26 protein-coding genes are annotated in these 23416 nt (G+C 69.3%); 14 read left to right on the top strand and 12 right to left on the bottom strand.

Annotation, left to right across the window (positions count from 1 at the left end):
- Window positions 1-289 precede the first annotated feature (289 nt).
- The gene (locus ACQF4J_RS03070; RefSeq protein WP_427164453.1) at window positions 290-916 is read left to right on the top strand and encodes a hypothetical protein; all 627 of its coding nucleotides are present in this window, start codon (window positions 290-292) and stop codon (window positions 914-916) included.
- 24 nt (window positions 917-940) lie between these two features.
- Here the strand turns inward: ACQF4J_RS03070 and ACQF4J_RS03065 are convergent, their stop codons facing one another.
- A complete protein-coding gene (locus ACQF4J_RS03065; RefSeq protein WP_351569937.1) occupies window positions 941-1384 on the bottom strand; it encodes a hypothetical protein in 444 nt (147 codons plus the stop codon).
- 163 nt (window positions 1385-1547) lie between these two features.
- Window positions 1548-1997, bottom strand: coding sequence for a spore-associated protein (locus ACQF4J_RS03060; RefSeq protein ID WP_351801005.1), 450 nt, complete (start codon window positions 1995-1997; stop codon window positions 1548-1550).
- 213 nt (window positions 1998-2210) lie between these two features.
- Between ACQF4J_RS03060 and ACQF4J_RS03055 the strand changes: the two genes are divergently transcribed.
- A complete protein-coding gene (locus tag ACQF4J_RS03055; RefSeq protein WP_351569931.1) occupies window positions 2211-2795 on the top strand; it encodes a TerD family protein in 585 nt (194 codons plus the stop codon).
- Window positions 2796-2949: 154 nt separating this feature from the next.
- Here the strand turns inward: ACQF4J_RS03055 and ACQF4J_RS03050 are convergent, their stop codons facing one another.
- Both ACQF4J_RS03050 and ACQF4J_RS03045 read right to left on the bottom strand, forming a co-directional pair.
- Window positions 2950-4491 (bottom strand): glycoside hydrolase family 76 protein, encoded by a 1542-nt coding sequence (locus ACQF4J_RS03050; protein ID WP_427164452.1) that lies wholly within the window; start codon window positions 4489-4491, stop codon window positions 2950-2952.
- 95 nt (window positions 4492-4586) lie between these two features.
- Window positions 4587-4817, bottom strand: a complete 231-nt coding sequence (locus ACQF4J_RS03045; RefSeq protein WP_351801003.1) for a helix-turn-helix domain-containing protein — start codon at window positions 4815-4817, stop codon at window positions 4587-4589.
- 60 nt (window positions 4818-4877) lie between these two features.
- Here ACQF4J_RS03045 and ACQF4J_RS03040 point away from each other — a divergent pair, with 60 nt between their 5' ends.
- Entirely contained in the window at window positions 4878-5030 is a 153-nt protein-coding gene (locus ACQF4J_RS03040) for a hypothetical protein (protein ID WP_351569926.1), read from the top strand.
- 306 nt (window positions 5031-5336) lie between these two features.
- Here ACQF4J_RS03040 and ACQF4J_RS03035 read toward each other — a convergent pair whose 3' ends face one another.
- Together ACQF4J_RS03035 and ACQF4J_RS03030 are read right to left on the bottom strand one after the other, a co-directional pair.
- On the bottom strand, window positions 5337-6173 hold the full coding sequence (locus ACQF4J_RS03035) for an alpha/beta fold hydrolase (RefSeq protein WP_351569923.1): 837 nt from the start codon (window positions 6171-6173) through the stop codon (window positions 5337-5339).
- A 528-nt stretch (window positions 6174-6701) separates the two neighbouring features.
- Window positions 6702-7331, bottom strand: coding sequence for an alpha/beta fold hydrolase (locus ACQF4J_RS03030; protein ID WP_427164450.1), 630 nt, complete (start codon window positions 7329-7331; stop codon window positions 6702-6704).
- A gap of 304 nt (window positions 7332-7635) precedes the next feature.
- Between ACQF4J_RS03030 and ACQF4J_RS03025 the strand changes: the two genes are divergently transcribed.
- Complete coding sequence (locus ACQF4J_RS03025) at window positions 7636-8145, top strand: flavodoxin domain-containing protein (RefSeq protein ID WP_351800997.1); 510 nt, start codon at window positions 7636-7638, stop codon at window positions 8143-8145.
- Between the two features lie 313 nt (window positions 8146-8458).
- Here the strand turns inward: ACQF4J_RS03025 and dmpG are convergent, their stop codons facing one another.
- The 3 genes from dmpG to ACQF4J_RS03010 are packed head-to-tail and all read right to left on the bottom strand — an operon-like array spanning window position 8459 to window position 11255.
- Window positions 8459-9472 (bottom strand): 4-hydroxy-2-oxovalerate aldolase, encoded by a 1014-nt coding sequence (gene dmpG / locus ACQF4J_RS03020; RefSeq protein ID WP_351569914.1) that lies wholly within the window; start codon window positions 9470-9472, stop codon window positions 8459-8461.
- Entirely contained in the window at window positions 9469-10446 is a 978-nt protein-coding gene (locus ACQF4J_RS03015; protein ID WP_427164449.1) for an acetaldehyde dehydrogenase (acetylating), read from the bottom strand. The genes dmpG and ACQF4J_RS03015 overlap by 4 nt, the downstream gene beginning before the upstream one ends.
- A complete protein-coding gene (locus tag ACQF4J_RS03010) occupies window positions 10443-11255 on the bottom strand; it encodes a 2-keto-4-pentenoate hydratase (RefSeq protein WP_351800991.1) in 813 nt (270 codons plus the stop codon). The genes ACQF4J_RS03015 and ACQF4J_RS03010 overlap by 4 nt, the downstream gene beginning before the upstream one ends.
- A 119-nt stretch (window positions 11256-11374) precedes the next feature.
- On the opposite strand from ACQF4J_RS03010, the gene ACQF4J_RS03005 reads away from it, so the two are divergent.
- Entirely contained in the window at window positions 11375-12097 is a 723-nt protein-coding gene (locus ACQF4J_RS03005) for an IclR family transcriptional regulator (RefSeq protein ID WP_351801203.1), read from the top strand.
- A gap of 20 nt (window positions 12098-12117) precedes the next feature.
- Window positions 12118-12579: a zinc ribbon domain-containing protein gene (locus ACQF4J_RS03000; RefSeq protein WP_351800989.1), complete on the top strand. Its 462-nt coding sequence runs from the start codon at window positions 12118-12120 to the stop codon at window positions 12577-12579.
- Window positions 12580-12618: 39 nt separating this feature from the next.
- Here the strand turns inward: ACQF4J_RS03000 and ACQF4J_RS02995 are convergent, their stop codons facing one another.
- Window positions 12619-13098: a MarR family winged helix-turn-helix transcriptional regulator gene (locus ACQF4J_RS02995; protein WP_351569902.1), complete on the bottom strand. Its 480-nt coding sequence runs from the start codon at window positions 13096-13098 to the stop codon at window positions 12619-12621.
- 60 nt (window positions 13099-13158) lie between these two features.
- Between ACQF4J_RS02995 and ACQF4J_RS02990 the strand changes: the two genes are divergently transcribed.
- On the top strand, window positions 13159-14100 hold the full coding sequence (locus tag ACQF4J_RS02990; protein ID WP_427164447.1) for an amidohydrolase family protein: 942 nt from the start codon (window positions 13159-13161) through the stop codon (window positions 14098-14100).
- On the opposite strand, the gene ACQF4J_RS02985 is transcribed toward ACQF4J_RS02990, so the two are convergent.
- Window positions 14101-14730 carry a TetR/AcrR family transcriptional regulator gene (locus ACQF4J_RS02985; protein WP_351569896.1) on the bottom strand — a complete coding sequence of 210 codons (630 nt, stop codon included), beginning with the start codon at window positions 14728-14730 and terminating at the stop codon, window positions 14101-14103.
- Window positions 14731-14851: 121 nt separating this feature from the next.
- Here ACQF4J_RS02985 and ACQF4J_RS02980 point away from each other — a divergent pair, with 121 nt between their 5' ends.
- The 3 genes from ACQF4J_RS02980 to ACQF4J_RS02970 are packed head-to-tail and all read left to right on the top strand — an operon-like array spanning window position 14852 to window position 18446.
- Window positions 14852-16453 carry a bifunctional 3-(3-hydroxy-phenyl)propionate/3-hydroxycinnamic acid hydroxylase gene (locus ACQF4J_RS02980; RefSeq protein ID WP_427164445.1) on the top strand — a complete coding sequence of 534 codons (1602 nt, stop codon included), beginning with the start codon at window positions 14852-14854 and terminating at the stop codon, window positions 16451-16453.
- A gap of 8 nt (window positions 16454-16461) precedes the next feature.
- Window positions 16462-17325: an alpha/beta fold hydrolase gene (locus ACQF4J_RS02975; protein WP_351800983.1), complete on the top strand. Its 864-nt coding sequence runs from the start codon at window positions 16462-16464 to the stop codon at window positions 17323-17325.
- Window positions 17322-18446 (top strand): VOC family protein, encoded by a 1125-nt coding sequence (locus ACQF4J_RS02970; protein WP_427164444.1) that lies wholly within the window; start codon window positions 17322-17324, stop codon window positions 18444-18446. The genes ACQF4J_RS02975 and ACQF4J_RS02970 overlap by 4 nt, the downstream gene beginning before the upstream one ends.
- Here the strand turns inward: ACQF4J_RS02970 and ACQF4J_RS02965 are convergent.
- Window positions 18335-19189: an alpha/beta hydrolase gene (locus ACQF4J_RS02965; protein ID WP_427164443.1), complete on the bottom strand. Its 855-nt coding sequence runs from the start codon at window positions 19187-19189 to the stop codon at window positions 18335-18337. The genes ACQF4J_RS02970 and ACQF4J_RS02965 overlap by 112 nt on opposite strands.
- A gap of 411 nt (window positions 19190-19600) precedes the next feature.
- Between ACQF4J_RS02965 and ACQF4J_RS02960 the strand changes: the two genes are divergently transcribed.
- Genes ACQF4J_RS02960 through ACQF4J_RS02945 form a run of 4 tightly spaced genes read left to right on the top strand, consistent with a single transcriptional unit; the run spans window position 19601 to window position 23416 of the window.
- The gene (locus ACQF4J_RS02960) at window positions 19601-21538 is read left to right on the top strand and encodes a RiPP maturation radical SAM C-methyltransferase (protein ID WP_427164442.1); all 1938 of its coding nucleotides are present in this window, start codon (window positions 19601-19603) and stop codon (window positions 21536-21538) included.
- Window positions 21520-22110, top strand: coding sequence for a DUF5825 family protein (locus ACQF4J_RS02955; RefSeq protein ID WP_351569874.1), 591 nt, complete (start codon window positions 21520-21522; stop codon window positions 22108-22110). Before ACQF4J_RS02960 ends, ACQF4J_RS02955 begins: the two co-directional genes overlap by 19 nt.
- Window positions 22111-22140: 30 nt before the next feature.
- A complete protein-coding gene (locus ACQF4J_RS02950; RefSeq protein ID WP_351569870.1) occupies window positions 22141-22482 on the top strand; it encodes a hypothetical protein in 342 nt (113 codons plus the stop codon).
- Entirely contained in the window at window positions 22475-23416 is a 942-nt protein-coding gene (locus tag ACQF4J_RS02945) for a hypothetical protein (RefSeq protein WP_427164440.1), read from the top strand. Before ACQF4J_RS02950 ends, ACQF4J_RS02945 begins: the two co-directional genes overlap by 8 nt.

Raw genomic sequence — 23416 nt, 5'->3', positions numbered from 1 at the left:
GGTCGGATTCATCCGCCCGTCAACGGCGCCGCGTCCCGGCCCGCCTCTTGGTGGCGCGTTCTCGCGCTCTCGGACACGCGCTGGACATGGGGGCGTAGGCTCGAACGCACCGAGGGTTCCTCGTGTGCCGGCCCCAGGCGCTGCACCGTTCTCGGCGAACGACGACGCCGAGCCGGACTCCGTCCGGTTGCGGAGCAAGGTCCGTCCCATGACCGCGCACAAGCCGGGCCATCCGGCGACCAGCCGTCCCAGTCCGGCGGGGCCACATCGGGTCTCTCCCGAGGAGTCGATGCCGCAGGCGCGTCGGCGGGGAGCTCCGCCCGAGGAGGGCGAATTCGTCCGGCCGCTGACCAGGCGCCAGGTCGACGACCGGATGTGGGAACTCGACGAGTTGTACGCGCGCACCTCGTCGTGCGCTCCGCGCGAGCCGATGCACGTGGGCCCGGCGGGCCAGGACCGGTACACCGCCTTTCAGCAACGGCTTGCGGACCATGTACGGCGGCCGGGATTCGAACTGCTCGTCGCGGAGGCCGTCGGCCCCTCGGGCGCGCGGGACCTCACGGCATGTGCCTACGGCTTCCCGGTGCACCGCGCCGGGTCCTGGTGGCGGGACCTCGACGGACATCTCCCGGAGGACCTGCTCGACGTCGCCGCCGTCGACGGGCTCTTCGCGATCGCCGACATCCTCGTCGAGCGCCGGGTGCGCACCCACGACCAGACCCGCGACTGGAACCTCGCCCGGCGCCTGCAGAAACGCCTGCTCGGCGGCCACACCGGCGCCATCGGCGTCACCCTGGTGGACCGCGACGACATGGAGAAGTACCGGGCGCTGCTGGCCTGGGGCTGGCGCCTCTCGGCGGACGGGACCTGGGCGGCATCCCGTTACGCTTCCCGCCGCCTCCTGGTGCTCCGCTGACGGCGACGGCCCTTCCGCACGCCCTCAGCTGATCCGGCGTGCCGTGGCTTCGTCGTCACTCATCGCCGTGTAGACCGTCAGGATCGAGGCGATGACGTCCACCTCGGTCGGACCGGTGAGCCTCAACCACGCGAGTTCGGGCAATCCGGCGAAACGTCGCAGGCGGCCTGCGACATCGTCGGGCCAGGGGTGCGGCCACCGTGGAAGGTGGACCAAGGAGACCGAGTCGACGAACGAGCCGGACAGTTCGGGCGGCTTCGACACCGAGACGTAGTGAAGATTGCAGAGTGAGATCCGGACGTCGGCCTTCCGCGGCCCCTCGCGCAGCGATATCTCGAGGAAGTCCTCTTCGGCGAAGGCGTCGAACGAGACTCGTTCGACGAAGTAACCGATACATGGGGCGAGGACCGACGCCGCGTTCTCGCACCGGTTCTCGAAGGCGCCCTCTTCTTCGTCCGTCTCCGTCACAGCGTGAGGCTACGAGCCCGGTCGGCCGGCGTCGACCAGGTTTGTTGGAGCTCGTTCGGCGTCCGGCGCGCGTTGCTCCGGACAACAGGGCCTCTCGCGGCTCGCGGAGTGCAACGACCGCGAGCTGCAAGAGGCCCTCGTTGCGAGGCCGGAGTTGGGCGGCTCAGCGGGTGGAGGTGACCCGGTGCTCCTTCAGGGCGGCACAGTTGGAGCCCGTCACCTGTACGGTCACGTTGGAGATGCTGCCGCCCCAGTCGATGCAGTGGCCCTTGCCGTACGCGTACGCCGGTCCCGCGTACGACGTGTACCGCCCGAAGTCGTTGGCGCCCTCGTCGGTGTCGGGCACGTAGATCCAGGTGGACATGTCCACGGTGGTGCCCGGGTTGCTGCGGATGGTCGCGACACAGTTCTTGCCGTTGGAGGCGTTGTACGTCAGGTAGACGGTGCCCAGCGAGCCGACGGCGGCAGAGTTCACGGTCTTGTAGGCGCTTCCGCAGACCTTCTGCGGCGTGGTGTTGGGCGCGGCCGAGGCCGGCGCGGCCAGGGCCGTCGCGGTCCCCAGGGCCACGGCTGCCATGGCCGTGGAGATCAGGGCAGACCGATTGAATCTCATGTTTCCCCCTTGTGAGTGTCAACTGGCGCGCTCGCCGCACACCGTGGGTGCGCCGCGGGCAGCCAGTCTCCGCCGCGGAGTCGACGCGTCACAAAGCTTTTGATGATGGTCGAAGTGCTGGTGGCACAAGCCGAGCCGACCCGTCATACGGAACCAAAAGGGGGCCAGGCACACTCTGCGTGTTGTAGTTCCATCAACAAAGGATGCGCACACATGATCACGCTCACAAAGGAAGACGGTCCGGCCGACCTGGACGGAGTGACCCACCTGTCCATCGGCGTTTCCTGGGATCCCACGGCCGGCAGCAGCGGCGGAGTGCTGGGGAAGCTGCGCCGTAAGAGCGGCACGGATCTGGACCTGATCGCCATCGCCATGCAGGGCGGAGATCCGGTGCGTCTGGCGGGGTTGGACTCGCTCGACCCGATGGGCAACGGCTCGTTGGTCCACAGTGGGGACAACCAGACCGGGCATGGCGACGGTGACGACGAGAAGGTGACCGTCGAGTTCGCCCGGGTCCCGCCCAACATCACGTCGATCGTGTTCGTGGCCGCCGCGTACAAGAAGGGCAGTTCGTTCCAGAAGGCGCGCAACGTGAGCTTCAAGGTCTACGACGCCACCGGGGGCAGCTCCCAGCAGGTCGCCGACATCTGGCCGAGCCTGCTCACCCAGGACAACGGCTGCGCCGTGGCCAAGGCCGTGCGCGTCGGTGGCGGTTGGAAGCTCGAGGTGATCAACACGACAGGCAAGATCAAGCAGGGCGATGAGCATGCCCTGATGCGTTTCGCTGTCAGCAAGTAGAACGGCGGTGAGGGCCGTGGCGTGTGACGGTGGCTCGGCCTAGATCATCACGGCGGGCATCTCATCGGATTCTGAGGACAGGCCTCGCCGGCGGTGCACTGGGTGTACCGCTTGGCGCGGGCCTCCCCCAGCAGGAGGCCCCTCATGCCGATCTTCACTGGCCTGCCGCGTTGAGCAGGTCCAGCGCGCTTTGCTGGCAGCCGTAGTCGCTGGTGCCGGTTCCGCCGTTCCAGTGCGGGCCGTACTGGTCCAGGGAGTTGCGGTCGTTGGCGTGGGCCGCGTCCGCCCATCGGTCCAGGGTGGCGGCGTAGGGGTGGTCGGACAACTGGGCGTCGAGTCTGCCGAGGCCGCGGACGTAGGCGCCCTTGAAGGACGGACCGTCGCCGGTGCAGCTGTCGGACTCGCCCGGTTCACGCAGCACTCCGCCGGTTTGGAGACGGACGGTGGAGGCGTCGGCCAACTGCCGGGCAGTAGTGAGCAGAGAGCTGTCGCTCGTGGCCCGATACAGCTCGGTGAGGCCGCCGAGGACGACGCCCTGGTTGTAGGTCCAGGTGGTCTGCCCGTTGTTGGCGCAGGCGTCGGTGAGGCCGTCGTTGATCATGTGATCGGCGTTGATCATGCCGCTCTGCCGGAACCAGGCCCACTCGTTCCTCGCCCGGGCCAGATAGACGGCGTCACCGCTGATCCGGTTGTGCAGCGCTGCGTTGAGCTGCAGGAACAGTTCGTTGGTGATGGCGTTCTTGTAGGTCTTCGTCTCGTTCCACAGCACCCCGCCGCCGCAGGTCGCGGTCCAGTAGGCGTTCATGTGATCGGCGTCGGCGCGTGCGGTGTTGAGATAGCGGCTGTCCCCGGTCGCGTCGTAGGCGGCGACCCAGGCGAGGCCCCACCAACCGGTGTCGTCCAGGTAGTCGTTGGTGAAGTTGCCGCCCTGGGCGCCGAGGTTCTTGTCGTAGGTGGACGCGATGGCGTACCGGTAGCTGGGCATGCCGCTGACGCGGGCGTTGTCGAGGACGGCGGTCAGGGCGTTGGCGGCCGTCCACCAGCCGTTGCCGCCGAACAGTCCCGTGCCGCGGTCGTACGACATCATCAGCGCCGTCGCCGCGGCGGTGCCCCGGCTCCAGGCGTTCCAGTCGACCCGGGCCCAGGCTGTGCAGGTGATCTCCGGGCGGTCCCCGGCCTTGCCGCAGGCGCGCAGCGCACCGACGCCGCTGGTGTTCCAGTCGTCGACGTTGTACATGAGGGTGCGCCAGCCGCGGGAGCCCGTAGGCGTCGTGGTGTCGCCCAACTTGCTGCCGCCGGACCAGGTGCGGCCGCCGTCGAAGCTCCGATCCAGCCAGACCTCGTCACCCGGGTTGCCGTCGTCGATCGAGGCCCAGCCCATGACATCGTTGTCCGAGAGGTGCAGTCGTACGGTGCGGCCGTACAGGGTGCTGCTGACGGGAGTGCGGTCGGAGGCGGCCGCCGCGGGGTCGCGCGCGTCGCAGTACTTGTTGCAGACACCGGCCGTCGCGGCCGCGTCCGCGGGCGACGGCGTCGCAATGGTCAGCAGAGCACCGAGGACGGCGGTCGCCGATGCGGTCGCCGCCGCGCGACGGGATCCGAGTGGGTGCGGCACTGTCCACCTCCGGTGGGGGTGCGGAAGTCTGGTATGGACCTGTGCGAGACGGCTCTCAGCGTGCCCGCCTGTAGAGGGCATGTCAATGAGCGAGTCATTGACGACTGGCGTGCGAATCCCTGGACTTGAGCCCGCGAGCACCTCCGTCGCTGTCGCTCAGAGGCACCCCACCGTCGTCACGCGCCGTTCGTCACCTCGTCGAACGCCTTCAGCGCGTCGCGCAGCGCTGCGCGGGACGTGATGCCCAGTTTGGGGAAGACCCGGTAGAGGTGGGCGCCCGCTGTGCGGGGTGAGATGTCGAGCTGTTGTGCGATCTGCTTGTGGGACAGGCCGCCGGCCGCGAGTTCGGCGATGCGGCGGTCCCGCACGCTCATCGCCACCATGCCTCCGCCCTGCGGCAGGCCCACGTCCACTCCGGCCGCGCGGAGTTCGTTGCGGGCGCGGCGCGCCCACGATGGAAACGTGAGGTGCTGCTCGACAGTTCCAGTGCCGCGCTCAACTGGACGCGGGCGGCGCTGTATTCGCGTCGGCGGCGCAGCCATCCGCCGTACAGCAGCCGGGTGCGGGCCTGGTCGTACGTCCACAAGGAGGCGTCCGGGAGGGCGAGTGCGGCTTCGTAGAGTTTCCGCCCTCTCGTCGGGCGCGGTGATCGCCGTGCCGGCGGCGAGGATGAGCGCGTGGTGCGGTGGGATCGCGTCGATGCGCGCCTGCCGACCCGCCTCCACATGTGCGCGGGCCTGCGTCATTGCACCCAGGCGTAGGGGACTCCCTGCCGGGCGAGGAAGGTCCGCAGGGCCATGCCCGCCGCGGACTCGGCGTCCCCCACGACACGCAGCGTCTGCTCGGTGGCCTGCCGCGGGCCCGCGCCGGCGCCCGGGCCGGCGCGGGCCTCACCTCCGCCGCAGGAAGGTGAGGCCCGTTCGGGGCTACTTGCCGAGGAAGGCGAGCAGCGCGCTGTTGACCTCTTCGGCGTGCGTCCACAGCAGGCCGTGGGGAGCGCCCTCGACCTCGACGTAGTCGGCGTGGGGGAGCGCCTTGTGGAAGGGCCGGGCGGTGGAGTCGATGGGGAGGATGTTGTCGGCGGTCCCATGGAGGATGAGCGCCGGGACGTCGATCTTGGGGATGTCCTGGCGGAAGTCGGTGTACCAGGTCAGCGGGGCGGCTGCCGCGGCGTACGATCCTCCGCCCGCGGCGACGTTCCAGCTGTTGCGCACGGCCTCCTCGCTGATGCGGACGCCGAGGGTGTCGTCGAGGTTGTAGAAGTCCTTGTAGAAGGCGGTGTAGTACGCGTACCGGTCCGCCTTGACGGTGTCGGAGATGCCCTGGAAGAACTCCACGGGGGCGGCGCCCAGGGGGTTGTCGTCCGTCTGGAGCAGGTAGGGCTCCAGGGAGGCGAGGAAGGCGACCTTGGCGATGCGGGCGGTGCCGTACGTGCCGACGTAGCGGCCGACCTCGCCGGTGCCCATGGAGAAGCCGACGAGGACGGCGTCGTTGAGGTCCAGGGTCTGCAGGACGTGGTGGAGGTCGGCGGCGAAGGTGTCGTAGTCGTAGCCGGTGGTGACCTGGCTGGACTGGCCGAAGCCGCGACGGTCGTAGGTGATGACGCGGTAGCCGGCGGCGAGCAGGGCCGCGCTCTGCTTCTCCCAGGAGTGACCGTCGAGCGGGAAGCCGTGGATCAGTACGACCGGCTGTCCGCTGCCGTGGTCCTCGTAGTACAGCTCGATGTCGGTGCTGTTCTCCTGGCCGACGGTGATGAACGGCATGGTGTTCCCCTTCCAGGGTGACGCGCTGGCTCCGGGCACCGTCGGCAACCGGCCGACCCCTGTCCATGCGGTCGGTGCGGCGCCGAGCGATTCCCCCAGCATGCCTCCGATCGGCGAGCGGGGAATCTGTCTATTGACTTAAGCGATTGCGGTAGACGACCCGTCGGCGCAGTCCGTTCCTCATCCGGCGGGCGTCATGGAGCGGCCCTGGCGAGAGTGCTCGCGACGAGAGCGACGGTTGGGCCATGCAGGTGGGGAGCACGGCGGCGGGGTGGACGACGCCCGTCACTGCCCGGGGCCCGGCCGGGTCGGTCCGGCCCTTCGTGGCTCAGGAGACGGTGATGTTCTCCAGGCGTACCGAGACGACCAGCGGCTCGGGCACCTTGTGTCCGTTCTCGTCACGGCTGTAGATCATCCGAGTGGTGGGGACGACCAGGACGACCAGGCCCGACGCCTCCTGGTGGCCGGAGATGTAGTGGGCTGCGGGAATGTCGCCGGCGATGGCGACGCTGTGGTCGCGTCGGCGGATCAGCCCCGAGCCGTCGACGCAGAGTCGTACCGGGCGTCGCGCGAGGCGAGGCTGCTGGGTGCGTCCCGGTCCTCGCTGCGTGCCGTGAACCGGCCCAGGAACTCGACGCCCTCGGCCTGGCTGGTCTCGGTGTGGGCGAAGAAGATGTGGAGCAGGTCCTCGCCGGTGGGAGTCTCGGCGCGGGCGTGCGTCTCGATGACCTTGCGCCAGCCGTGCGTGCCCGGCGCTCCCTTGGGGCCGGTGCCGGCCGGCACCAGGCGGCGGATCAGCCGCGGCCTGATCAGAGCCATGTCCTGCGCGACAAAGCCGCCGATGGAGAATCCGAGCAGGTCGATGCGGTCCAGGCCCAGCGCCACGGCGAACGTGATCATCTGCTGGGCCATGGCGGCCACGGTGGTGGCGGGCGTGCCGGAGGAGGCGGACACACCGGGACAGTCGACCAGGACGACCTCGCGTTCGGTGGCCGGCGCGTCGACGCAGGCGGGGTCCCAGTTGTCGAGGTTGCCGGTGAAGTGCTGCGGCATCACCAGCGGAACGGTGCCTTCTGGGCCGAGCAGGCGACAGGCGTAACGGACGCCGTCCGCCTCCACGAACTGCGTGGGTGCGGTCTGGTGCGTCAGCGCGGACATGGGCTGCTCCCGGGCGGGCGGTATGGGGCGCCGCCATGCCGGCCAGGTGTCGTGGCCGGCCCGGTCCACCGGACCGCTCGCTGCCACCCGGCCGGCATGGCGGCGCCGTGTGGAGACTTTGTGGCCCGTGACTTGACCCCTCACGCCGTCCCGGCCGACCTCGGCGCTGCGACAAGGGCCGGATGCTGCCGGGAGGGGGCCAACGGCCCCTGTATGGCTCCGGCGACGTGGGGTTCGTTGGACTTGGTGGACGTTCGCCGCGGCACGGCCTGCAGGCGGTGTTGCACGTCGTGGAGGGATCGCCATGACTGTTCTGGTGGGATACGCGACCGCGCACGGATCCACGCGCGAGATCGCCCACCGCATCGGCTCACGGATGCGGACCGCGGGTGTGGAGGTCGATGTGCGCGCGCTGGAGGCGGTCGACGAGGTGAGCGGCTATGACGCGTTCGTCGTCGGCAGTGCCGTACATGATCAGAAGTGGCTGGACGAGGCCCGGAACTTCGTCCGCCGAGACATCGCCGCGCCCGGTTCCCGGCCGGTGTGGCTGTTCAGTGTGGGCATGCCGGGTGCGCTGCGAGGCCCTTGGAAGCGGCTGATGTACAAGGAGGTGCCGGCCATCGAGGAGGATCTCGCGGCACCGTTCTCCGCGCGCGGCCATCGGTTGTTCTCCGGTGTCATCAGGCCCGGGCACCTGTCGCGTCGCGGACGGTTGATGTTCCGGCTGATGGGCTGCCGGTACGGCGATCACCGCGACTGGGGCGAGATCGACGGCTGGGCCCAGGAGATCGCGGGGACGCTCGCGCATCGGTGAGACGGTGTAACGGGAGACGGGCTTCGACACCGTCGACGCCGGCCCCCTGGCCGAGAGCCGGCGCTTCGAGCCCGAGACCGACCCCTGCACGGCGCCCTGCTTCACCGACCCCGACGCCGCGCCGGCCTCCCGGGTGAAGCTCGCCGAAGCCGTCCGCACCGGCGCCCCCATGCGGATGCCGCCCTCCGACGACCCGGGCGTCCCGCTGCCCGCGGCCAGGCTGCGCGCCCTCCTGGCGGAACCCCCGCAAGCTCACCGCCGAGCGCGTGCCCGCCTGAGTCCTGAAGGGACTTGGCAGGCCCGCCGAACGCGCTCACGCATGCGTGCGGGCGACCAGGTCCAGTGCGACGTCGGTGATCATGTCCTCCTGGCCGCCGACCATCCTCCTTCGCCCCACCTCGACCAGGATGCCGCGTGTGTCCAGGCCGTAGCGGGCGGCCGCTGTCTCCGCGTGGCGCAGGAAGCTGGAGTACACACCCGCGAAGCCGAGCGTGAGGGTCTCCCGGTCGACCCGCACCTCGCGGTCCTGCAGCGGCCGTACGAGGTCGTCGGCGGCGTCCATGAGAGGGAACAGGTCGCAGCCGTGGTCCCAGCCCATCAGATCGGCGACCGCGACGAACGCCTCCAGGGGACAGTTGCCCGCGCCCGCGCCCTGGCCCGCGAGGGAGGCGTCGACGCGGGTGACGCCGTGCTCGACGGCGACGACGGTGTTGGCCACGCCGAGGGCGAGGTTGTGGTGGGCGTGAATGCCCAACTCCGTCTCGGGGGAGAGGACTTCACGGTAGGCGCGGACGCGGTCCCGGACGCCGTCCATGGTGAGGCGGCCGCCGGAGTCGGTGACGTACACGCAGTGGGCGCCGTAGGACTCCATCAGCCGGGCCTGGTGGGCCAGTTCGGCCGGTTCGGCCATGTGGGACATCATCAGGAACCCGGCGACGTCCATGCCCAGTGCGCGGGCCGCGGCGATGTGCTGGGCGGCGATGTCGGCCTCGGTGCAGTGGGTGGCGACGCGGACCGAGCGGACACCGAGGGAGTGCGCCTGCTTCAGGTCGCGGATCGTGCCGATGCCGGGCAGCAGCAGGGTCGTGGGCACGGCCCGCCGTACGGCGCCCACCACGGCCTCGATCCACTCCCAGTCGGTGTGTGCGCCGACGCCGTAGTTGACACTGGAGCCGGACAGGCCGTCGCCGTGGGCGATTTCGACGGCGGCGACGCCGGCTGCGTCGAGCGCGGCGGCGATCGCGGCGGCCTGGTCGACGGTGTAGCGGTGGCGGACGGCGTGCATGCCGTCCCGGAGGGTCACGTCCTGGACGTACAGAGCGGTCATGGTCGGGCCACCTCCGTGGCGATGGGAGTGCCCCCGCTCGAGCGAGGTCCGGAGTGCGCGAGGACGGCCATGCGCTCGGCGGTGCGCAGGGCCGCCGAGGTCATGATGTCGAGGTTCCCGGCGTACGCCGGAAGGTAGTGCGCGGCGCCCTCCACCTCCAGGAAGACGGACACCTTCAGGAGGTCCCCGGCGGGGGCGAGGGTGCGCAGCGGGTCGTCGGCGGCCACCTTCTCGTACTGCACCTTCTGTTTGAGGCGGTATCCCGGCACGTACACCTGGACCCGGCCGACCATGTCCTCGACGGACGCCGTGACCGCGCCGGTGTCGCAGTCGGAGACGAGGCAGTGCACGGTGTCCCGCATGATCAGCGGGGGTTCGGCCGGATTGAGGACGATGATCGCCTTGCCGCGGGCGGCGCCGCCGACCCGTGCGACGGCCGCGGAGGTGGTCTCGGTGAACTCGTCGATGTTGGCGCGGGTGCCGGGGCCGGCCGAGCGGGAGGCGATGGAGGCGACGATCTCGCCGTAGTGCACCGGAGTCACGGCGTTGACGGCCGCGACGACGGGGATGGTGGCCTGGCCGCCGCAGGTGACCATGTTGACGTTCGGCGCGTCGAGGTGGGCGTCGCCGTTGACCGGGGGAACGACGTAGGGGCCGAGCGCGGCCGGGGTGAGGTCGACGAGAGTGCGGCCGAGCGGGCGCAGGATCTCGTCGTGGTGGCGGTGGGCGCCTGCCGAGGTGGCGTCGAAGACGATCTCGACGTCCGCGAACTCGTCCAGGCCGACCAGCCCCGCCACACCCTGATGGGTGGTGGCCACCTTCAGCCGGCGGGCGCGCGCGAGCCCGTCGGAGTCGGGGTCGATACCGGCCATCGCCGCGACCTCCAGGGTCTCCGACAGTCGCAGCACCTTGATCATCAGGTCGGTGCCGATGTTGCCGGAGCCTATGACGGCGACCTTGGTCCTGGCGCTCACCGGGCCTCTCCTTCCGAGGCGAAGCGGACGCGTGCGGAGCCGAGCCCCGAGATACGCGCCTCGAAGACGTTCCCGGGCCGGGCGTCTACCATCGGGCCCAGGGCTCCGGTCAGCACCAGGTCGCCCGCGCGCAGCGGATCGCCCCTTTCGGCGAGCGCCGAGGCCAACCAGAGCGCGGCGTTGAGAGGGCCGTCGAGACAGTCGGCGCCGGTGCCCTCGGAGACGGTCTCGCCGTCGCGCGTCATGGTCATCGTCACGGCGCGCAGGTCGACGTCCGTGAGGGGGACGGGAGTGGCGCCGATGACGTACAGGCCGCAAGAGGCGTTGTCGGCGACGGTGTCGACGAGGGAGATGTCCCAGCCGCGGACTCTGCTGTCGACGATTTCCAGCGCGGGCAGCGCGAAGTCGACCGCGCGCAGCACGTCGACGACCGTGCACGCGCGGTGCGGCAGATCCCGGCCGATCACGAGCGCGACCTCTGCCTCCACCTTCGGCTGCAGCAGCCGCTCCACGGACACCGTGCCGCCGTCCGGTACGGCCATGTCGGCGAAGAGCGTGCCGAAGTCGGGCCGGTCCACGCCCAGCTGGTGTTGCACGGCCACGGAGGTCAGGCCGATCTTGCGGCCGACGATCCGGCGGCCGGCGTCCAGTCCACGCTGCACGTTCAGCTGCTGTACGGCGTAGGCGGTTTCCAGATCGCCGCCGCCGTGGAACAGGCCCCGGACCGGTGGGCAGGCGGCCCCGGTCCGGGCAGCCTCCGCCAGCAGGTCGGCGGCCTCGACCACGGCCGGTGGGAGGGCATTCGGCATGGGGTCTCCAAGGGGCAAGGGGCAAGCGACAAGAAATATGCGGTTCGACCTCGATATAGACATTGACCTCGCGAATGGGCAAACATTGTTTCGTGAAGCGGAACAACCAGAGCGGCAACATGCTGGAGAAGGCGGCTGTCATCTTGGATTGCTTCATTCCGAGCGGAGGTCCGTTCCGTCTGTCGGAACTTTCTGAGCGCACCGGGCTGCCCAAGCCGACCGTGCACCGATTGGCGGGAGACCTCGTCCGGCTGGGCTGGCTGGAGCGGACAGGCCCGCACTACCGGCTCGGCGCGAAGCTCTTCGAGCTGGGCTCGCTGGTGCCGCATCGGCTGGATCTGCGCGAGGCGGCCCTGCCCTTCCTCCAGGACCTGTTCGAGGCGACCCGTGAGACCGTCCACCTCGGCGTGCGTGACGGCATGGACATCGTCTACCTCGAACGCATCCACGGCCACGAGGCCCTCTCCCTGCCGTCCCGCATCGGCGGCAGCCTGCCGCTGAGCTGCACCGGCGTCGGAAAGGCCCTGCTCGCCTTCTCCGGGACGGAGCTGCTGGAGCGCGTCCTGTCCCACCCGCTGCCCAGTCTCACGCCGTACTCCATCACCGACCCCGACCGGCTGCGCCTGACGCTGGAGAAGATCCAGGTCTCGGGTCTCGCCTACGAGGAGCAGGAAGCCGCACTCGGGGTGAGCTGCATCGCCGCCCCCGTCTTCGCCGGCGGTGTCACGGTGGCCGCCCTGTCGGTCGCGGTGCCGCGTGAACGCTACCGCCCCGCCCAACTTGCCCCGGCGGTACGGACGGCGGCACTGGGGCTGTCCCGTGTGCTGCGCGACGGAGCGTGAGGGTATGGACATGCCGGCCGATGAGTGACAACTACCTGACGGTGATTCCGGCCGATCCGTACTGGCTGCCCGGCAGGGATGCGGCGGATCGCGCTGCGGCCGCGTTGTCGCGGATGCTCCCCGACGACGATGCCCGCCGTGGTCTGGAGGCCAAGTGGCATGACGGTGTCGAAGTGGTCTGGTGCGGTTCCAACCTGAAGAGAATTCTCTGCCCGCACTGCGGCGCGGAGTGTGCCCCCGGCTGGTGGGCCGAGGCCGTCTCGCGACGATACGACGCGGACTTCGCCACGCTCGTCGTGACGGTTGCCTGTTGTGACGTCGAGACGTCGCTCAACGACCTGGTGTACGACTGGCCGATGGGGTTCGCGCGGTTCAGGATCGAGGTCCTGTATCCGAACCGGTCATGGCTGACCGACGAGGAACTGGCCACGCTCACGGACGCGCTCGGGCATCCCCTACGGCAGATCCTCATCCACATCTAGGCCGGCAGTACCTCCGACTCGCGCTCGAACAAGTCCTGTTCAGCCGGAGTCGGAGACGAGTTCGGTGAGGCGGCGCATGAGGGTGACGAGTTGGGTGCGTTCGGCCGGCGTGAACGCCTCGTAGGCGTGGGTCTGGCGCTCCCGCAGCCGCTCCCGGAGGGTGGAGAGCAGTTCGGCTCCTTCGGCGGTGAGGCTGACCAGCACGCGGCGCTCGTCGTGCTCGGACCTGCGCCGCACCACGACGCCCTTCGACTCCAGCTGCTGCAACATGCGCGTGGCCGTCGGAACGCTGACATCGGCACTGCTCGCCAGCCTGCCCACCGGCAGATCCGTCTCGGTGGCCAGTGGTTCGAGCAGCGTGACCTGGGCCAGTGAGAGGCCGCCGAAATGCTCCGCACCCGCTGAACGGGCCCGGCGGATGGCGACGAAGAGCGCGTCGGTCGCCCGCGCCATCTCCTCGGCGCTGACGTCCGCTTCCGCGTCCTGCTCTGTCTGGCCGGCTCTGTACTGCTTGCTCATGGGCGTGTAACTTACCAGAGCAATAATTAGCCGACTAAATATTAGGAGGCGAGCGGAATCGTGCCCTCTCCGTACCGCATCGATGTCCACCAGCACCTCATCCCGCCGGCGTACCGGGAGGTGATGGATCGCCACGGCGCGACGGCCGCGGGGTGGCCCACCCCGGCCTGGGGCGCGGCCGGCGCGCTCGAGATGATGGACCGCCGGTCGATCGCCACCGGCGTCCTCTCGATCAGCTCGCCGGGCACCCACTTCGGCGACGACGCCGAGGCTCGTGCGGTCGCCCGCATGGTCAACGAGTACGCCGCCGAGCTGGCCAAGGACCGGCCCAACCGCTTCGGGTTCTTCGCGAGCCTGCCGCTGCCGGACGTCGACGGCGCGCTCGCCGAAGCCGTCCACGCTCTGGACGACCTGCACGCGGACGGTGTGGTGCTGCTGTCCAACGTCAGGGGTCGCTACCTCGGGGACAAGGAGTACGAGCCCCTGTGGGCCGAACTCGATGCCCGCGAGGCGGTCGTCTTCATCCACCCCGACGCGCCGCCGCTGCCCATGCTGGAGGGCATGCCCGGCCCGCTGCTGGACTTTCCCTTCGACACCACTCGCACCGCGGTGCACATGACGCTCAACGGGGTCATGAGCCGGTACACCCGGATGAAGGTGATCCTCTCGCACGCCGGGGGTTTCCTGCCGTACGCCGCCTGGCGGTTCACCGGGGGCGCCCAGTTCAATCCCGGCACCACTGCCCTGGGCATCCTGGCGGACCTGCAACGCTTCTACTTCGACACCGCTCTGTCCTCCACGCCCGCCGCCCTGCCTTCCCTGCTGGCCTTCGCCGCCCCGGGGCACATCCTGTACGGCAGTGACTTCCCCTTCGCCCCGCAGGAGTCCGGCCTCCCCCTCGACTCCATGCTCGACGGCTACGAGGGCTTCCAGCCCGGCCGGCTCGACGCCATCAATCGCGGTAGTGCGGAAGTCCTCTTCCCCAGGCTCGCGGGGGCGTGATCAGGAAACGGCGGTCGGCATGGCGGCCGCCGCTTGGTAGACCAGCCGTGCGTGCAACTCGAACATTGCGACCAGGTCCACGGCGTCGCCGTTGATCTCCCTGTGCACGAACAGTCCGTCCGCGCCGGCCACTCCGTAGACGGTGAGGGTCCGCACGGCGTCCTGGTCCAGGTCCGGGAACAGTTCCTCGATGACCTCGGTGACCTTCTGTTCGGCGATGGCCCGGACCTGGAGGAACACCGTCCGGCCGCGGGGTTCGGCAGGGCGGCGTTCCAGGGCGAGCATCAGCCCGAGGCGCAGGAAGTCCGGCGCGTCCACCAGTGACCTCGCCACGTTCGCCGCCATCGCCGTGACCCGTTCCAGGGGCGTGCCGGCGTCCTCGCCGGGCAGATCCACGGCGGCCAGCCACGTCTCGAAGCTGCGCTCGATGACCGCGGCGATCAGGTCGTCCTTGTCCTTGAAATGCCAGTAGATCGAACTGGCGGGCAGCCCGCACTTGGCGCTGACGGCGGCGATGGACGTCCCTTCGTAGCCACGCTCGCCCGCGATCTCCACCGTCGCGTCGAGGATCCTCTGCCGCGACTCCACCCCGTTCGCGCGCTTCCTGCGCGCCGTCTGCGGCCTGGTCATCGGATCTGCCCTTCCTGTCCCTGTGGCTCTTGACCTTATCCAATGCTCTGCTTAACGTAGCGACCATTCCAATTGTAGTGATCGCTACAGCAAGCGCGACAGGGACACGTGAGGTGGCCTGGTGAGTGAGAACAGCGCCGAGGAGAGAACCGGCAGCGGCACGTACGACGTAGCGGTGATCGGCTACGGGCCGACCGGCGTCACGGCGGCGAACCTGCTCGGGGCGACGGGCCTGCGGGTCGTCGTACTGGAGCGCGACGTGGAGATCTTCTCCCGCGCCCGGGCCATCTCCACGGACGAGGAGGTCATGCGGATCTGGCAACGGACCGGCCTGGCCGGCCGCCTCAAGCAGGACATGCTGGCGCAACGGCCGCTGGACTTCGTCGACGCCCGCGGCCGGACGTTCCTCAGCGCGCGTCCGACACCGCGGGGCCATGGCCACCCACCGCAGATGTTCATCTACCAGCCGGCCCTTGAACAGGTGTTGCGCGACGGGGTGGAGCGCTACCCGAACGTGGAGATCCTGCTCGGACACGAGTGCCTGCGCCTGCGTCAGGACCCCGACGGCGTGGAGCTGACGGCCGTCTCCGCGGCGGACGATTCCGTACGACGACTGCGCGCGAAGTACGTCATCGCGGCCGACGGGGGCTCCAGCCTTACCCGGGCCCAGCTGAACGTGGGATACGAGGGACGCACGTACGAGGACCGCTGGGTCGTCGTCGACACCGAGATGCTGGAGCCCTGGCCCGACCAGGACCGGCTGCGTTTCCGCTGCGACCCGAGACGGCCGGCGGTGGACTGCCCGACCCCGCTGGGCCATCACCGCTGGGAGTTCCCGATCCTGCCGGGAGACGACGAGTCGCACCTCGTCACCGATGACGCGATCCACGCGATGGTCGCCAAGTACGGCATCCGCCGGGACCAGTTCAGGATTCTGCGCGCCACTGTCTACAGCCACCACGTCCGCTTCGCCGCCCGCTTCCGGACCGGCCGGGTCTTCCTGGCCGGGGACGCGGCCCACGCCATGCCGCCGTGGATCGGGCAGGGCATGGCCGCCGGCGTACGCGACGCGGCCAACCTGTGCTGGAAACTGGAGGCCGTGCTGCGCGGGCAGTTGCCCGACTCCGTCCTGGACTCCTACGAGGCCGAGCGGAAACCGCACGTCAAGGAGGTCACCAGGCGGGCGGTGTTCGTCGGCAGGATCATCACCGAGCGGCGGCGCGCGGTCACCCTGACCCGGGACGCCGTACTGCCGGTGCTGAACCGCATCGTGGGCCTCGGCGACTGGCTGCAGGACTCCAACTGGATACCCGTCGCCCACTACGCCGACGGCTTCCAGGCCCGTCCCCGCACCAAGGCCTCCGGGCGCCAGATCCCGCAGCCCTGGGTGACCGACTCCGGCGGCGAACGGATCCGCCTCGACGACGCGTTGGGCGGCCGATGGCTGCTGCTGCATCTCGGATCACCCACTTCGCAGCCCGCCTGGCAGCGCGTCGGCGTCCCCTCGCTGGCGGTCCTGCCCGTCGGCTCCCGCCCGACCGAAGGCGCGGTCGTCGACAGCGACGACGTCCTGCTGCCCTGGCTGACCGAACACCACGTGGCCACGGTGGCCCTGCGCCCCGACGCCTTCGTCTACGCCGGCGCGCCCACCGGCGCCCAACTCCCGCCGCCCCCGGCCGGTTTCGCCCCGCTACCCGGACAGGCCGCCTCGGCCGTCAAGTGAGGACCACCATGACCACACACCTTCAGCCACCGGTGATGCAGGAGAGCCTGCTCGATGTCGGAGGCAGGAAGATCTTCGTCGCCGAGACCGGACAGGGGGCGCCCGTCCTGCTCTTGCACGGCGGCGGCCCGGGCGCCTCCGGAGTCTCCAACTACGTCCGTAACATCGCCGAGTTGGCGAAGGAGTACCGGGTCATCGTGCCCGACCTGCCCGGCTACGGCCGCAGCGGCAAGGGCATCGACGGCACCGACCCCTTCGGCTCCCTCGCCACCGGAATCCGGGGTGTCCTCGACCGGCTGGGCCTGGACAAGGCACACCTCGTCGGCAACTCCTACGGCGGTGCCTGCGCCCTGCGCCTCGCCCTGGACACCCCCGACCGCGTCGACCGCATGGTGCTCATGGGCCCCGGCGGCATCGGCACCACCCGCGCGCTTCCCACCGCCGGTCTCAACAGCCTGCTCAACTACTACGGCGGGGACGGCCCTTCACGGCCGAAGCTGGAGAAGTTCATCCGCGACCACCTCGTCTTCAACGCGGCCAGGGTGCCGGACGCGGTGATCGACGCCCGCTACGAGGCGAGCATCGACCCCGAAGTGATCGCCAATCCACCGCTGCAGCGTCCGAAGGACCTGCGCACCGTGTGGAAGATGGACTTCACCCGCGACAGGCGCCTGTCCCGGCTACCCGTGCCCACCCTCGTGCTGTGGGGCGCGGAGGACCGGGTCAACCGGCCGTCCGGCGGCCGGATGCTGGCCGACCGCATGCCCGACTGCGACCTGTACGAGGTGGCCAACACCGGCCACTGGGTGCAGTGGGAGCGGGCCGAACTGTTCAACCGCCTCTGCGCCGACTTCCTGGCGGGCCGCCGATGAACACCACGTCCGTCTTCGGTGCCGTCCACCTGGGCTACATCGTCGTGGAGACCAACCGCTTCACCGACTGGCGCCGCTTCGGCACCGACGCCATCGGCATGCACCGCGACGACCTCTCCCGCGACCTGATGCGCTTCCGTATCGACGAGCACGCCTGCCGCTTCCTGCTCCAGAGGGGTCCCGCCGAGGACGTCACCGCGATCGGCTGGCACATCGACGACCACGCCTCCTTCGACCAGATCGAAGCCCGCATACGAGCCCATGGCGTTCCCGTCGTTCGCGGTTCCGACGAGGAGGCCGCCCTGCGCGGCGTCGAACGCCTGCTGCGCTTCCCCGGCCCCAAAGGCATCGCCCAGGAGATCTACACGACGCCCCTCATCGCGGACGAGCCGCTGCGGATGCTCTCCTCGGGCTGGGTCACGGGCGATGCCGGAATGGGCCATGTCGCCATCACTTCCACCAAGCCCGCCCTGATGCGGAGCTACTACAACACCGTCTTCGACGCGCGCCTGACCGACTACATCGACGAGACGATCAGCGGGGTCAAAATCAAGATCCGCTTCCTGAGGGTCAACGAACGCCACCACTCCATCGCCATCGCCGCGGTCCGAGGCCTGCCCATCGACCCGATCCGCACCCGCGTCCAGCACCTCAACATCCAGACCGCCGCCCTCGACGACCTGGCCCAGAGTTACGAGCGCGTGTGCGAACTCGGTTTCGACATGGCCCTGTCGGTCGGCCGACACACCAACGACAAGGAACTGTCCTACTACGCCCGCACCCCCTCGGGCTTCGAGTGGGAGATCGGCTGGAATCCGATCGTCATCGACGAATCGACCTGGGAACCCTCCACTCATCAGGGCATCAGCATCTGGGGTCACAAGCCCGTGGGGCAGACCATCGTCGACAGACTCGACCAGTTCCGCGTCGGCGCCCGTTCTCTCCTCCGCGTGGAGAACACCGTCCCCGCCCTCAGCGGCACCGGGCTCCCCGATTCCCTGGACCAGACCTACACCGCTTCCGTACCCGGCCGCCACAGCCAGCGCAGAGCGTCCGGCAGCAGGACGCCGCCGTGGTTGGGGCTGTGTCCGCCGTCTCCCAGGACGAGGCGGAAGTCGTAGCCGGCTTCGGCGAGGGCGGCCGCCACGCGCAGGTTCTCGGCGAGCCAGTTCCGTTGCGGCTCGTTCCAGTGCAGGTCGCGGTGGCCGCTTTGCAGGAAGACGCGCAGCGGCTTGCGGGGAACGCGGGGGACGAGGTCCGGGTAGGGATTGCCGTCCGGCATCTGCGCGAAGCTGGACAGGTATCCGATGACACGACGGAACTTGTCCGGCCGCAGCCACGCGGCGGTGAAGGCACAGTTGCCGCCGCTGCTCCCGCCGCAGATGCCCCACCGTTCGGGCGACTGGGCGATGCTGTAGCGCTCCGTGACCCGCGGAATGATCTCGGTGAGGAGGAAGGTGACGTACCGGTCGTCGAAGGCGTCGTACTCGGTGTTGCGGTTCTTCGGGTTCTCCGCGTCGGGGAAGACACCGGGATCGACGAACACGCCGATGGTGACGGGGATGTCGCCGCGGTGAACGAGGTTGTCCAGGACGGTCGCGCCGCGTACCTCCCCCGCGGGGTCCATGTACCACCATCCGTCCTGGAACACCATCAAGGACGCGGGTTCGGCCGGGGCGTACTGTGCGGGCACGTGGACCCAGAACTTGCGGAAGGTTCCCGGGTAGACCTCGCTGCGCCTCCACTCGAACTCGACCGTCTCGCCGGCGGGCACGTCCGGCTGTGTGGCGGAGTCGGGTCCGTGGGCGTAGCGCACGTCGGACTGGTCGATCGGAAGTGGCTGGTAGGGCACCTCGACGGTCACGGGGACCAACCGTACGGCCCTCACCGTCCCTGACCGCAAGGGACTTTTCGTCCGGTCTGCTGAGCGGAACAGAGCACGACAGCCCGCTCCGGCCGGCCCACGCTGTCCGGTGAGTTACGACTCGCCGGCGCGGCTGTGCCCCATCCGCGCGCCGGCCCCGCCGAGCGGCTGAAGGGAGGATCGCCGTGGAGAAGACCGTCGTCGACAACGACCCGCAGACCGAAGGCACTGAATCGGCCACGATCGTGGTGCCGATCATCATCGGTAGGTTCTGACGAGGCCCACCTGAGCTGGGTTTCTCCTCGCTTCCGGTGCGGCCGGAAGTTCGGGCCGCACCGGAAGCGGTCAACGACCATGCCACGCCGCGCACTTCCCCGTCTTCCGGAAGTGCGGGCTCGCACCGGAGGGCATATGAAGATCACGTTGGTCTGCATGCCGTGGGCCTCGATAGCAACTCCGTCGCTCGCACTCGGCATCCTTTCGAAGAAGATCGCGGACACTTTTCCGGAGGTCGAGACCGAGACGGTGTACGCCAACATCGACTTCGCGGACTGGATGTTTCACCAAGGCGGTTACAGCGCGAACGACTTCGGCTTCTTCTCGCTGGAGAGCTATTTCATGGGGTGCGGCGACTGGGTGTTCTCCTCCGCTCTCTACGACGACACCTCCTGGCGCGTCGAAGAATTCAGGCGTGAGATGACGGACAGCATCAGCGCCGAGCGACTGGAGACCTGCCTGCGGATCCACCGGACGGTCCCCGCCTTCATCGACGCGCTCGCACGCCGGATCGTCGCGGACGGGCCCGATCTCGTGGGCGCGACCTCGACGTTCCAGCAGAATGTGGCGTCCCTCGCACTGCTGCGGCGCGTCAAGGAGTTGTCCCCGGACACGAGAACCGTCATGGGCGGCGCCAACTGCGACGGCCCGCAGGGCGAAGCGCTGCACCGCAACTTCGACTTCGTCGACTACGTCGTACGCGGCGAGGGGGAGCGGACCTTCACGCAGCTCGTCGCGGCCGACCTCCCCGATGATGCCGACAGCGGCGAGGACATCTCACGGATTCCCGGCCTGTGTTGGCGCGACGGCGATGCGAGTGTGAGCAATCCGCTGTCCGATCGTCTGCTGGCTCCGGGCGAGATTCCCTCACCCGACTACGACGCCTACTTCGAGAGGCTGCGACGCTCCCGCGTGCAGTCCTGGTCCGAGCCGGTGCTCGTGGTCGAAGGCGCCCGTGGCTGCTGGTGGGGCGAGAAGCACCACTGCACCTTCTGCGGGCTCAACGGATCGGCCATGACCTTCCGCAGCAAGAGCCCGCACACCTATCTGGAGGAGATCCTCACGCTCGCCGGGCGTCACCGCGTGCTGGACTTCTACGCCGTCGACAACATCCTGGAGATGTCCTACCTCGACTCCGTCCTGGCCAAGATCGCCGAGGCGCCGTTCGACCTGCGTATCCAGTACGAGGTCAAGTCGAACATGAAGCTCTCGCAGATCGCCCAGTTGCGTGCGGCCGGAGTGGTCAGTGTCCAGCCGGGCATCGAGAACCTCAGCACCCGCGTGCTGAAGATCATGGACAAGGGCGTCAGCGGCACCCTCAACGTACGTTTCCTCCGCGACGCCGAGAGCAACGGCCTGTCGGTGGCGTGGAATTACCTCTACGGGTTCCCGGGTGAGACCGAGGACGACTACCTGCCCGTCATCGAGCAACTTCCGGCCCTGCACCACCTTCATCCCTACACCGGGGCCGGCAGGATCGCGCTGGAGCGTTTCAGCCCCTATTTCGACCGCCCCGATCTGGGCTTCGCCGAGCGGCGCCCGCACTGGCAGTACCCGCTCATCTATGACCTGCCGGATACCGAACTGGCCGACCTGGCCTACCTGTTCGACACCGACGACCGGGGCATCGAGAAGGCGATCGCCGACCGCCTGGACGAGGCTCTTCAGGAATGGCGCGAGAACTACGTCCGCAGCCGCCTGTCCTACGCCGACGTCGACGGCCGTATCGAACTGGTCAATTCCCGGCCGGGTTTCGCCTGGCGGACCATGACACTGGACGACCCGGTCGAGGTGGAGTTGTTCCGTGCCCTGCACGACCCCAGGACCAACGATCACCTGGTACGCCGCGCCGGTCAGCGCAGTGGCGCCTGGGACCGGCCCCGTGTCGAGGGTCTGCTCGCGGACTGGCGCCGCCAAGGTCTGATCTTCGTCGAGGACGATCGCGTGCTCCATGTCGCGACCGAGGACGACAACCAGTTGATGTGCCGCATCCGGCGCGAGTCACAGAAGTCCGGCGGGCCGGAACTGGCCCTGGAACTGGCCGAGGAGCCCGCATGCGTGACGATCTCCTGACCTTGCCGTCCACCGCCCCGGACGGCCCGCCCTCCGGCGAGCACGTCCGCGACCTGTACCGCCGGGGCGTCCGGTGCGCCACCCTCGACGATCCCGTCTCGCTGCGCTCGCCCACCGCGCGCGATCTGCGCGCACTCGACTTCGTCCGGAACGCCACAGGCCGGGGCCTGCTGGTGCGCTGGCACCTGCGGGCCGGCCGCCGCGCCGATCCCGCCCTGACGGCACGCCACCTGACCCACCTTCAGCCCCCGGTCTCGCTCGACGGCGGCCGTTCGGCCGAGCGCCTTGCCGAGTGGAGGAGCCGGTTCTACGTCGGCCGCTGCGTGTGGCGCCGCGGCCCCGGCTTCGTGCAGATCCGCGACCGGCGAGAGGGGGTGCTGCAACGCTTCGACCTGGTCCAGCCCGCGTATGTGCAGGCGGTGACCTCGCTGGAGGAACAGCGGGCGGACGGCGTCGATCCCGAGGTCATGGCCGCGCTGCGCGCCGAGCACCTGGTCCTGGACTTCGGTGGCCGCGACTGGTGGGCGCCGTACCGGCTTGACCGCTGGCCCGTGCCGTCCATGGTCCTTTGACCTGTCCCGCCGCGTACCGAAGGAGCCGTCATGATCAACGACATCGCCGCAGCGGTTCTCGGCTGCGGGGCGGTGGGCTGGCTGGTGTGGCGCGGATTCTGTCTCGAGCCGGGTGCCTTCGGCTCGTGGCCGATGTTCGCCAACATCGGCGCCTACCGTGTCCGGCTGCACGACGTACGCGACGGGCAGCCGGTCTGTCCGTGGCAGTACGAGTTGCGTCAGGACTTCTTCAACTCCCCGCAGCAACTGGGCTCGTTGGTCAGCTACCTGAACGAGGAGCGCGGCAGGCGCGTCGTGGGGGAGGGCGTCATCCTGACGCACTTCGACCACTTCAGGATCGTGGTCAGAAACGGCAGGGTCCTCCGTGCATGAGCTGCTGCCCGTCGCGTTCCCGGTGCACGGAACGACGGCCGGTCCCTCGCTGTGCTTCTTCCGGCTGGTCCTGGGCGCGGCCCTGCTGTGGAAGATCATCGCGGACCATGTCTTCGGCATGGCGCGGTTCTTCGACCTCGGCCCCAAGTCCCTGCAGCGCTGGCGCTACGAGCACGACGAGATGCCCGTCAAGCTGTTGCTGAGTCCCACGGCCTTCAGGGTCTTCTATGCCGCCCGTGCCCTCGCCGTGCTGTGCGTGCTCGCGGGTGTGCTGACCCCGTTGGCCTCGGGCGTCGTGTCCGCATGGTGCGTCTTCGAGTTCACCTGGGACCGCAAGTTCAACACGCTGTTCCTGGGGGCGATGTGCCTGCCTTTCGTATTCGCCAGAGGGGCCGACGCCTATCTGAGTCTGCAGTCGCTGCTGGACGCCCCGTCCTCGGGTGCGTTCTTCGATCCCGCTCGATTGCCCGGGGCCGAGCGAGCGTCGTGGCCGCAGGCGGCCGCCGTCGTGCTGGTGTTCCACCTGTACTGGAGCAGCGCCTGGCACAAGGCCACCTCCCGCCAGTTCACCAGCGGGTACACCCTTCAACGGGTGTTCGCGCAGCTGGTCTCCGTGCGCGAGGACCTGCCCGACGGGCCGCGTGAGTACTTCTTCCCCGACTGGTTCACCCGCCGCTTCGCGACCGCCGCCCCGCCGGTCGTCGCCCGCCGCTGGCGGTTGCCCGCAATGGCGACGATCGCCGTGGAGGCCGTCCTTCCCCTCCTGTTGATCTTCCCCGCGACCTGGCCGACGGGGGCAGTTCTGGGGCTGCTCACGCATCTGTCCTTCACCTCACTCCTGCCCAAACGCCTCGTGCCCTTCGGCCTTGCCTGCCTGGGCGCCTACGTGCTCTTCCTGCCGCAGCACACCTTCGTGGCCCTGATCGGAGGCTGA

It is taken from the genome of Streptomyces sp. C1-1 (genome assembly GCF_050214755.1).
In the GTDB taxonomy this organism is placed as follows: domain Bacteria; phylum Actinomycetota; class Actinomycetes; order Streptomycetales; family Streptomycetaceae; genus Streptomyces.
This window is presented reverse-complemented; position numbering and strand designations above follow the sequence as displayed.

What these genes read in the sequence shown, in the direction of transcription:
- ACQF4J_RS03070 (WP_427164453.1), top strand. Translation starts at nt 290, where the DNA reads ATGCCGCAGGCGCGTCGGCGGGGAGCTCCGCCCGAGGAGGGCGAATTC.
- ACQF4J_RS03060 (WP_351801005.1), bottom strand. Translation starts at nt 1,997, where the DNA reads ATGAGATTCAATCGGTCTGCCCTGATCTCCACGGCCATGGCAGCCGTG.
- ACQF4J_RS03055 (WP_351569931.1), top strand. Translation starts at nt 2,211, where the DNA reads ATGATCACGCTCACAAAGGAAGACGGTCCGGCCGACCTGGACGGAGTG.
- ACQF4J_RS03050 (WP_427164452.1), bottom strand. Translation starts at nt 4,491, where the DNA reads ATGCCCTCTACAGGCGGGCACGCTGAGAGCCGTCTCGCACAGGTCCAT.
- ACQF4J_RS03035 (WP_351569923.1), bottom strand. Translation starts at nt 6,173, where the DNA reads ATGCCGTTCATCACCGTCGGCCAGGAGAACAGCACCGACATCGAGCTG.
- ACQF4J_RS03030 (WP_427164450.1), bottom strand. Translation starts at nt 7,331, where the DNA reads ATGTCCGCGCTGACGCACCAGACCGCACCCACGCAGTTCGTGGAGGCG.
- ACQF4J_RS03025 (WP_351800997.1), top strand. Translation starts at nt 7,636, where the DNA reads ATGACTGTTCTGGTGGGATACGCGACCGCGCACGGATCCACGCGCGAG.
- dmpG (WP_351569914.1), bottom strand. Translation starts at nt 9,472, where the DNA reads ATGACCGCTCTGTACGTCCAGGACGTGACCCTCCGGGACGGCATGCAC.
- ACQF4J_RS03010 (WP_351800991.1), bottom strand. Translation starts at nt 11,255, where the DNA reads ATGCCGAATGCCCTCCCACCGGCCGTGGTCGAGGCCGCCGACCTGCTG.
- ACQF4J_RS03005 (WP_351801203.1), top strand. Translation starts at nt 11,375, where the DNA reads ATGCTGGAGAAGGCGGCTGTCATCTTGGATTGCTTCATTCCGAGCGGA.
- ACQF4J_RS03000 (WP_351800989.1), top strand. Translation starts at nt 12,118, where the DNA reads ATGAGTGACAACTACCTGACGGTGATTCCGGCCGATCCGTACTGGCTG.
- ACQF4J_RS02995 (WP_351569902.1), bottom strand. Translation starts at nt 13,098, where the DNA reads ATGAGCAAGCAGTACAGAGCCGGCCAGACAGAGCAGGACGCGGAAGCG.
- ACQF4J_RS02985 (WP_351569896.1), bottom strand. Translation starts at nt 14,730, where the DNA reads ATGACCAGGCCGCAGACGGCGCGCAGGAAGCGCGCGAACGGGGTGGAG.
- ACQF4J_RS02975 (WP_351800983.1), top strand. Translation starts at nt 16,462, where the DNA reads ATGACCACACACCTTCAGCCACCGGTGATGCAGGAGAGCCTGCTCGAT.
- ACQF4J_RS02970 (WP_427164444.1), top strand. Translation starts at nt 17,322, where the DNA reads ATGAACACCACGTCCGTCTTCGGTGCCGTCCACCTGGGCTACATCGTC.
- ACQF4J_RS02960 (WP_427164442.1), top strand. Translation starts at nt 19,601, where the DNA reads ATGAAGATCACGTTGGTCTGCATGCCGTGGGCCTCGATAGCAACTCCG.
- ACQF4J_RS02955 (WP_351569874.1), top strand. Translation starts at nt 21,520, where the DNA reads ATGCGTGACGATCTCCTGACCTTGCCGTCCACCGCCCCGGACGGCCCG.
- ACQF4J_RS02950 (WP_351569870.1), top strand. Translation starts at nt 22,141, where the DNA reads ATGATCAACGACATCGCCGCAGCGGTTCTCGGCTGCGGGGCGGTGGGC.